9 protein-coding genes and 1 pseudogene are annotated in these 8,795 nt (G+C 40.3%); 8 read left to right on the plus strand and 2 right to left on the minus strand.

Annotated features, from left to right (window positions below; all coding sequences use genetic code 11):
* Positions 1–728: 728 nt before the first annotated feature.
* The 6 genes from D5R40_RS27590 (at position 729) to D5R40_RS27610 (ending at position 6,919) form a co-directional block, all read left to right on the plus strand.
* Entirely contained in the window at positions 729–1,922 is a 1,194-nt protein-coding gene (locus tag D5R40_RS27590) for an FAD/NAD(P)-binding protein (protein WP_124147655.1), read from the plus strand.
* Between the two features lie 14 nt (positions 1,923–1,936).
* A complete protein-coding gene (locus D5R40_RS36215) occupies positions 1,937–2,104 on the plus strand; it encodes a hypothetical protein (RefSeq protein WP_161564745.1) in 168 nt (55 codons plus the stop codon).
* A gap of 54 nt (positions 2,105–2,158) precedes the next feature.
* Positions 2,159–2,920: a GTP-binding protein gene (locus D5R40_RS27595; RefSeq protein WP_124147654.1), complete on the plus strand. Its 762-nt coding sequence runs from the start codon at positions 2,159–2,161 to the stop codon at positions 2,918–2,920.
* Between the two features lie 538 nt (positions 2,921–3,458).
* Positions 3,459–4,274, plus strand: coding sequence for a metallophosphoesterase family protein (locus tag D5R40_RS27600; RefSeq protein WP_124147653.1), 816 nt, complete (start codon positions 3,459–3,461; stop codon positions 4,272–4,274).
* A gap of 378 nt (positions 4,275–4,652) precedes the next feature.
* Positions 4,653–5,384, plus strand: a complete 732-nt coding sequence (locus D5R40_RS27605) for a metallophosphoesterase family protein (RefSeq protein WP_124147652.1) — start codon at positions 4,653–4,655, stop codon at positions 5,382–5,384.
* Positions 5,385–5,698: 314 nt separating this feature from the next.
* Positions 5,699–6,919, plus strand: coding sequence for an NAD(P)/FAD-dependent oxidoreductase (locus D5R40_RS27610; RefSeq protein WP_205127565.1), 1,221 nt, complete (start codon positions 5,699–5,701; stop codon positions 6,917–6,919).
* Positions 6,920–6,955: 36 nt separating this feature from the next.
* Here the strand turns inward: D5R40_RS27610 and D5R40_RS40185 are convergent.
* Positions 6,956–7,060, minus strand: a pseudogene (locus D5R40_RS40185) (IS1 family transposase); the annotation flags it as partial.
* Between the two features lie 162 nt (positions 7,061–7,222).
* Positions 7,223–7,798, minus strand: a complete 576-nt coding sequence (locus D5R40_RS27620) for an EF-hand domain-containing protein (RefSeq protein WP_124147651.1) — start codon at positions 7,796–7,798, stop codon at positions 7,223–7,225.
* On the opposite strand from D5R40_RS27620, the gene D5R40_RS36220 reads away from it, so the two are divergent.
* The gene (locus D5R40_RS36220; protein ID WP_124147650.1) at positions 7,774–8,013 is read left to right on the plus strand and encodes a hypothetical protein; all 240 of its coding nucleotides are present in this window, start codon (positions 7,774–7,776) and stop codon (positions 8,011–8,013) included. The two genes, D5R40_RS27620 and D5R40_RS36220, sit on opposite strands and share 25 nt — an antisense overlap.
* A 144-nt stretch (positions 8,014–8,157) precedes the next feature.
* The gene (locus D5R40_RS27630) at positions 8,158–8,409 is read left to right on the plus strand and encodes a hypothetical protein (protein WP_124155507.1); all 252 of its coding nucleotides are present in this window, start codon (positions 8,158–8,160) and stop codon (positions 8,407–8,409) included.
* The last annotated feature ends 386 nt before the right edge of the window (positions 8,410–8,795 follow it).

Here is an 8,795-nt window from a genome sequence, read left to right on the forward strand (position 1 = left end):
ATTTTTCTGCCCAACTATGCGCCTAAAATACTAACTTTTTGAGCGTTAATGACTGAAATAGGCGCACTTTTTTCGACCCCAAAAAGGCACTTTTCTTTATATGTCAATGCTTGTAGATTTAATCAGCAAGCCCTAATTAGTATATATTATGAAAAGCAGTGGTTTGGTAAGTATTTATACTCTATAAATATTTCTATATTAACTTTCTCATTCGTCAAATTCTCAGGAAAATATTTATGCTTAATATTTACTTAATTGTTGACTACTACGACTTTCTCCTAAATTCTGACTCTTGACTCCTACATTATCATTTTCTTTGTGGGTTTAATACCCCACCGTCAACGGGGGTGTTCACGCATTACTTGGGGGAGCGTAGACGCGGAGCGGCCCTTCGTTGACTATCCCCATGTAATTTTCCTCCTGTCTCCTGTCTCCTGTCTCCTGTCTCCTTCTTCAAGTACTACAAAATGTAGGTTATGGGCAGAGCCTTGGTATTACTGTACTCTTGTAGACTGAACATTGGCTGTAATATTTGTCTATAAATTTGAGACAATATGTATTTATAAGCTTGTAATGCAGACATCAATAAGCTTACAGCTTATTTGTAGTTAATGTGAGCTGTTTGCGCAGCATGACCTAGGAAAAATCTTGTTTGCGAGCCGTTACAGCTATATATATAATTAAAATAATAATGATTATCATTCTTATAATTATGGTTCTTTAATTCCATGTCCTTACCAAAACAAACCAACATTGCCATCGTAGGTGCGGGACCCCACGCCCTAACTTTGGTAACTCATCTGTTGCAAAAACGGGAAAAGTATCGCCATAAAATAATAGTATTTGACCCCAGTGGCACTTGGATGAGTCAGTGGCGACAGCAGTTTGCAGCTCAAGATATACCCCACTTGCGATCGCCCGTCGTTCACCACCCAGACCCAGACCCCTATTCCCTGCGTCGGTTTGCGGAAAATCGCCCAAACGAACTATTCCCTCCCTACGACTTACCTGGAACAAAAGTATTTCAAGAATTTTCCCAAGACGTAGTTAGTCGCTGGCAGTTAGAAGACAAAGTATACAAAGCATCAGTGACAAACATTGCTCCCATAACCTACCGAGGGAAACCTAACTTTCGAGTTGAACTAGATGATGGTAACTCAACCATAGCTCGTCAAGTAGTCATAGCTAATGGTGGGGGAAAACCGCAACTTCCAGAATGGGCGAAAAAAATTTCTACTCCCTATCCAAACGAAAGTCTTTGTCACTCCCACGAAGTAGACTTGCAAGGTTTGCGACTCAGAGGAGAAAAAGTGCTGATTATCGGTGGGGGATTAACTAGCGGTCACTTAGCATTGGGCGCTTTAAAACGAGGCGCAAATGTAGCCTTGATGTTAAGACGTAAGCTCAAAGAGAAATTATTTGATGCCGACGCTGGTTGGTTAGGTCCAAAATATTTAAAAGGTTTTAGCGCTGAAACTGACTGGCAAAAACGATGGCAGTTAATTCAACAAGCGCGAGATGGCGGCTCCGTGACACCAGAAGTGATGACTCAGTTGCGCCGTTACCAACACCAAGACGAGTTATCTATTTTTGAGGAATGTCAGGTAGTGGGTGCTGAGTTTGTCGGCGATCGCTGGCAGGTAAAATGTGATGATGGAATGATGTGGGAGGGCGATCGTATCTGGTTAGCAACAGGTACAAAACTTGATGTCACACAACAACCTATCTTAAAAGAAGTCTTGCATACTCACCCAGTGAAAATAGTGAACGGGTTGCCAGTATTAGATGAATATTTGTGCTGGTCTGGTTGTAAACTATTTATTATGGGTGGGTTAGCTGCTTTGCAAGTAGGACCTGTCGCCAGAAACCTATCGGGGGCAAGGATGGCAAGTAGCCGTATCGTATCAGCATTGAAAAATTGAGCTATGGAAGAAAAATGTCAGGAGTTGGTAAATTAGTGTATGATATTAGTCTTAATTACTTAGGAGTCAGGAGTCAGGAGTCAGGAGTCAGGAGGGAAGAAAGAAGAAGAAAGAATAGTAGAAGCAGAAAGTTTTTTGGTCGCGTAAAGGTCATGGAGTTCTATAACGCTCTTATCCGTTAGCGCAGCTCCCCTAGAAGGGGAAAATGATATCATACCTCAAATTACCAACGCCAAATGTCAAAACCTATAATTACTGTAGTAGCTGGTCTACCGGGAGTCGGCAAAACAAATTTTATTCGGGAACAAATGCCGAAAGATAGTCCTGCTGTCTATTTTAGCCCCGGTACTGGCAATGTTCCCATTGACCACACTTGCCTGGCTACGGATTTTCCCAATCTCAAAATTATTACTGATGCTCAACAGTCAAAACTCATAGAATATCTTGCTAATGGTACAGTTGCTTTCATCGAATTAGGCTTTTATTTAGAGTTAGATGCAATGTCATCATTCCTCGATAAAATTCCTAGCAGTCGTATTGCCATTATCCCACCAGGAATAGAAAATAGCGAATGGCATCAGTGGGCAAACCAAACTGTTGAAGGATTTGCTATTGAGAGTAATATTAATAATTGTCAATTTTGGCGATCGCCCACCCAGGGTCAAGTCATCGATCCGGCAAGTTTAGATGTTTTTTGGTATGAAGAATTAACTGCTGGAGCTTATGGTCAAATTATGCGTGCTAAAGCAATTTTTGATATTGCTGACGGACGTGCTTTGTACTTTGATTTTGTACTAGGAAAAGAGACTGAAGAACGAGAATTAAATTTACCAAGGTGGCTAGAAGGTAGACCAGAACGTTTTAGTGGAATTGAAGTTTTTGGTCATAACTTAAATCAAAAAGCTTTGGCAGAAACTTTACAAGATTGTTGTTTACCCGATGCAGCAATTTTAGCTGATCAACAACAAGTAAAAGAAACATTAGGAATTACCGAATAATGAATAATGAATAATTAAATAATTCGCGCCTTGAAGACTCCCCTTTTAAAGGGAAAAAAGCGGTCGATATTCGGAGATCCCCGTAGGGTGGGATTTATGGGTTTCCTATAATGAATAATGAATAATTAAATAATTCGCGCCTTGAAGCCTTTCCTTTTAAAGGGAAAAAAGCGGTCGATATTCGGAGCTTCCTGTAGGGTAGGATGGATGGGTTTCCTAACCATATCCAATCGACCAAGAAAAGAAATATGATTTCTTTATATTTAATCAATAACGGTTTTAGCCAGAAGTAATTATCCATTATACCAATTTGAAAAAAGAATGTTACAAATAGTTCCAAACTTTAGATGTCGAATAATTTGCTGAAATTACTGAAGCATCAAAGTTTTGAGCTATAAAATCTTACTTTTGACTGTCTTGAGTGCGTCTTACATTCTGAGGGGACCTCAGAATTACGCACTCGATGCATGACTTTTGACTTTTGAATTCCGTGAAACGATATTATCCATTATCCATTAATGAAAGAGGAATAATTAGTATGAAAATCGCAGTTATGTCTTGCATTCATGGCAACTACGAAGCTTTAAATGCTGTATTAATAGATATAGAAAAACAGAAAGCAGAGAAAATTTTCTGTGTGGGAGATTTGGTTGGTTATGGTCCCCATCCTAACGCGGTTGTCGAGCAAATTCGCAGTTTAGATATTCCCACAGTTTTAGGTTGTTGGGATGAAGATATTGTGGAGGGATTAAATTCTTGTGAATGTAGTTATCCTTCTTTATTAGCAGAGAAACGTGGTCAGTTAGCCCATGAATGGACTAATAAAGAAATTCATCCAGAAACGCGAGAATATTTAGCATCTTTACCTCATACTTTGAAAGAAGAAAATATGTGTTTTGTTCATGGTAGTCCTCATAGTAACCATGAATATTTATTGCCAGATTTAGATGGATTTTTAGCAGTTGAAAGAGTCTTAAGTAGTGGTGCTGATGTATTGTTTTGCGGTCATACTCATGTGCCTTATGTTCGGACTCTTGATGCTGGTCAATTATTAGTTAAAGTTAGTAGTTTGGGGAGGGAAAATTTAGAGTCAAACAGTTGTATTGCTCCTATGAAAAAAATTGTTAATGTTGGTTCTGTCGGAGAACCTCGTCATGGTAGACCGAATGCTACTTATGTTATTTATGACAATGAAACAGGAGAAGTAAATATTCGAGAGATTCCTTATAATTATCAACTTACTTGTGAAGCTATAATTAATAAGGGATTGCCAGAAATTTTTGCTTGGCGTTTGGCAAGAGGTTTAGAGTTTGCTGAAAGAGCTGATGACCCTACTCATATTTGTGAAAGATAAGTAATAATTAATAATTAATAATTGAATAATTCTGGTTTAAAGCCTCCCATTTTAAGGGAAAAAAAGCGGTCGTTTGGGCTCTTAGCCGAAAACGTCATATCCAATTGACCAACAGAAGAAATAATATTTCCTTATATTCAATCAATAACTGTTTTAACCAGAGGTAATTATTAATTATCCATTATTAATTATCAATTTAATCTCACTTTATCTATAGCATTTCCCATAAAGATAAGGTACATTTACGATCCCCCTAAATCCTCCTTAAAAAGGGGGGAGCCTTCAAAGTCCCCCTTTTTAAGGGGGGCAGGGGGGGATCTAAAAGTTTGCCTCATAACTGTGGAAATTGTTGTAACCTAAAAAAAAGCAAAAAATCATATGAATTATTGGGCAATTTTAACTGGAATCCAAGGAAATATCACAGCTTATGAAGCGGTACTTACTGATATAAAAAAACAGAAATATCCTGTAGAAGCTTTATATATTTTAGGAGATTTAGTCGGGCTAAATAGAGATTGCAAAAAATTAGTAGAGCGAGTACGTTATCCCAAAACAAACGAACTTATACCCCAAGTCTGTATGGGATGGTGGGAAGAACAATGTTTGATTTTACATGGATTAACTACCACAGCTGAACCGACAGAATTAATAGCAGAATATGGTATGGATACTGTGAAAAAATTATGGGATAATGTGGATAGAGAAACAGTAGAATGGTTGAGAAATTTACCCTTTGGTTTCTCTGAACTTGACTGTTTATTAATTCACGGCAGCACTGTGGGGGTAAGGGATAAATTAACTCCTGATACTCCACCGATACAAATGTTAGATAGATTAATGCGTTTTGGCGTTAATAATTTATTTTGTGGTCGCTCTGGTTTAGCTTTTCAATATCAGTTGGAAAATGGTTCGGTGAGTAGTGGAGTGACAAAGTTGGGAGCTGAAGTAGGTACTATTGAGACAACATCATCTACTCAAACTTTGACAACACTCCGTCAGGTTATAGGAGTCGGTAATGTGGGAAGTGTGCCGGGAAATGCGACTTATACTCTTTATAATCCTGGTACTAATCAAGTGAAATTTAGAACAGTTAGCGAGGCATATTCTTAACGAAGTCAGAAGTCAGAAGTCAGAAGCGGTCGTTTGCGGAGCATTCCGAAGGATGGGATGGCGAGGTCTCCCGCTCTTAACAGAGCCGCTCCGAAGTTCGCCATATCCAATCGACCAAGAGAGTCAGAAGTGATTTTTGTAATGGGGATTTGAGCCCCGCTCTAAAAATATTTCGCCTTAAAAGGCGGGGTTTTAGACCCATATTATTTTGATAATCTTGCTCTTACCTCAGAGAATATTCCTTATGTCAAGCTTCTTGCTTTCCTACGGAATGCTGCGCAAACAGCTAGAGGTACTGATAACTGATAACTGAAATGACCACTTCCTCACCAAGATTTTTTGTTAGAAAGCTAGCTTTTTTTTTATATAATGATTATTATTATCATAAAGTATCTATTCGAGATTGTCTTCTTGTGAACAAAACTAACGACCGTTTTGAAGTTGTAATTGTGGGGGCTGGGGCTGCGGGAATTGGCTGTGGCGTAGTCTTAAAAGATTTAGGAATTGAAAATTTTGTCATTTTAGAACGACATCAAATCGGGGCTTCTTTTAGCCGTTGGCCAGAAGAAATGGGGTTCATTACTCCGTCGTTTCCCAGTCATGGTTTTGGATTGCTGGATCTCAACGCAGTAGTTTTAAATACTTCTCCTGCCCTCAGTTTCAGAAAGGAACATCTTTCAGGGAAAGAATATGCCCTATATTTGGAGACTGTGGCAGAGCATTTTCAACTACCTATAAAAACTGAGACAAATGTGAAAACTCTTGCAGCTTTACCTCAAGGCCAAGGCTTTGTCTTGGAAACTTCTAAAGGCGAGTTGCGCTCACAGTTTGTGATTTGGGCAGCAGGAGAGTTTCAATATCCAAATCTTAATCCTTTTCCAGGGGCAGAATTGTGTATTCATAATTCCCAAATAAATTCTTGGAGAGAGCTTGAGGGGGACGAATTTGTAGTTGTCGGAGGCTATGAAAGCGGTGTAGATGCAGCATCAAATTTGGCAGCATTAGGGAAAAAAGTAAAGTTAATCGATCGCCAGAGTAGCTGGTCAAACTTAGACTCAGATCCTAGTGTTTCTCTGTCTCCTTATAGTCTAAAACGTTTAGAAATAGCTTATTCTATGGGTCGGGTAGAACTAATTGGAGACAAGCAGATTGAAGCAGTCAAAGCAGTAAAAAAAGGATATGTGGTGGAGAGCGAGTACGAAGAGTGGTTTAGTTCTACACGGCCAATTCTCTGTACGGGGTTTAATAGCAGTTTAGAACAAATCGCACCTCTATTTGACTGGACAAATGGCTATGCAGCTCTGACTCAAGAAGATGAGTCTACCCTAACTCCAGGATTATTTGTCGTCGGTCCTTCAGTGCGTCACGGCAATCTAATTTTTTGTTTCATTTATAAATTTCGGCAGCGATTTGCTGTGGTAGCAAATGCGCTTGCTCAACGTCTGGGAATCGATCCTACGACCTTGGAAGAATATCGCCGACAAGGTTTGTTCTTAGATGACCTTTCTTGCTGTAATGACGATTGTGTTTGTTGAACAATAAGATTTATGGTGTTGGAGAATGCGTAATGTTTAAGTGGGAACTGGTAAAGTTTTAAATCTCAAGTAATGTACAAGTAAACGAATCGAATACTTCAACATTTTTAGAGATTTAGAGTAACAGAGAGTTTTTCGATATTTACATGGTGAACTACCAGATGCGAAAGGGACGCGGGACTATTATACTAACGGCAAGCGTTAAAACTTTGTGACAAGAAAGGATGACGGCGATCGCTTAGGGAGCGATCGCGGCTAAAGTCCATACCTACCACGCAGCCGATTCTCAAACTCGGGTTAATATTATGAATCTACCAATGGCCCATAGGGAAGCGGAGAATAGCTCGGATCGCTAGTGGGTTCATACCAGTAGTTCATATGACCTTCAATGAACTCGACGCGGGAGATGAAACCATTGCCATCAACATCAATGCTGTCGAAAGCTTGATCGGCACGGTCGGTATCCTCTCCCCCAGAGTATATTGCTAGATACTTTCGGTATTCTTCACGGGATATCTTTCCAGAGCCATCTGTATCTACGAAATCAAAGAACACTTCGTTCTTTCGTCTACCCGCTTCACGCGACGATTGCATCAACGAGACCGCCTTTGCAGCATTGGCTAGGAACTTTTCGTAACCGATCTCGGTTTCAGCATCTACCTCACTGCCTCCAGCAACAAAGTTATCAAACAGGGAGCGAAACACTGCACGAATTTCTTCGTCTTTCGACCGATCGTTTTGATTTTGTACCAACCGCTCCGCAATCTCTTCATATTCAGAGCGCGACAAAAAACCATTTTGGTTAGTGTCCATGACCTTGAAGTAGGTTTTCATCTTGGCAACCCAAAAATTAGATGACAACAAATCTTCTAGAGACATTCTTCCTAATTCCACAATTAACTTCTGGCAATTTTAGCGTTTTCAACCATTGGTGTCAAGTTAAGGAAAGAGAAGTCATATCATGTCCGGTAGCATCGGTATTGTATAGCAAAGGGAAGGAAGAAGGAAGAGGCAAGAAGGAAGAGGGAAGAGGGAAGAGTAAAGAAAAGGGAAGAAGGCTACCCTCGCCAGAAAAAAATCTAAATTTCCTGTAGATATTTACCCTTGGGTTTACACAAACGATACCAACGGACATGATATCAATGGAAATAGGACGAAGTGGACATATCAGACGCTAAATCCGCACTAACTAAATATCCTTGAGGGCGAAACCAACACCGATACAAAGAATCCGCCCATTGACCGGAAGATCGGCATTATATAGCAAAGGGAAGGAAGAAGGAAGAGGCAAGAAGGAAGAGGGAAGAGGGAAGAGTAAAGAAAAGGGAAGAAGGCATCCCCCCTTGCCCCCCTTTGAAAGGAAGAAGGAAGAGGCAAGAAGGAAGAGGGAAGAGGGAAGAGTAAAGAAAAGGGAAGAAGGCATCCCCCCTTGCCCCCCTTTGAAAGGAAGAAGGAAGAGGCAAGAAGGAAGAGGGAAGAGGGAAGAGTAAAGAAAAGGGAAGAAGGCATCCCCCCTTGCCCCCCTTTGAAAGGAAGAAGGAAGAGGCAAGAAGGAAGAGGGAAGAGGGAAGAGTAAAGAAAAGGGAAGAAGGCATCCCCCCTTGCCCCCCTTTGAAAGGAAGAAGGAAGAGGCAAGAAGGAAGAGGGAAGAGGGAAGAGTAAAGAAAAGGGAAGAAGGCTACCCTCGCCAGAAAAAAATCTAAATTTCCTGTAGATATTTACCCTTGGGTTTACACAAACGATACCAACGGACATGATATCAATGGAAATAGGACGAAGTGGACATATCAGACGCTAAATCCGCACTAACTAAATATCCTTGAGGGCGAAACCAACACCGATACAAAGAATCCGCCCATTGACCGGAAGATCGGCA

Source organism: Okeania hirsuta (genome assembly GCF_003838195.1).
GTDB classification, from domain to species: Bacteria; Cyanobacteriota; Cyanobacteriia; order Cyanobacteriales; family Microcoleaceae; genus Okeania; species Okeania hirsuta.

Coding starts and splice junctions, on each gene's coding strand:
- D5R40_RS36215 (WP_161564745.1), top strand. CDS start 1,937: ATGTCAGGAGTTGGTAAATTAGTGTATGATATTAGTCTTAATTACTTA.
- D5R40_RS27600 (WP_124147653.1), top strand. CDS start 3,459: ATGAAAATCGCAGTTATGTCTTGCATTCATGGCAACTACGAAGCTTTA.
- D5R40_RS27605 (WP_124147652.1), top strand. CDS start 4,653: ATGAATTATTGGGCAATTTTAACTGGAATCCAAGGAAATATCACAGCT.
- D5R40_RS27595 (WP_124147654.1), top strand. CDS start 2,159: ATGTCAAAACCTATAATTACTGTAGTAGCTGGTCTACCGGGAGTCGGC.
- D5R40_RS27610 (WP_205127565.1), top strand. CDS start 5,699: ATGACCACTTCCTCACCAAGATTTTTTGTTAGAAAGCTAGCTTTTTTT.
- D5R40_RS27590 (WP_124147655.1), top strand. CDS start 729: ATGTCCTTACCAAAACAAACCAACATTGCCATCGTAGGTGCGGGACCC.
- D5R40_RS36220 (WP_124147650.1), top strand. CDS start 7,774: ATGACAACAAATCTTCTAGAGACATTCTTCCTAATTCCACAATTAACT.
- D5R40_RS27620 (WP_124147651.1), bottom strand. CDS start 7,798: ATGTCTCTAGAAGATTTGTTGTCATCTAATTTTTGGGTTGCCAAGATG.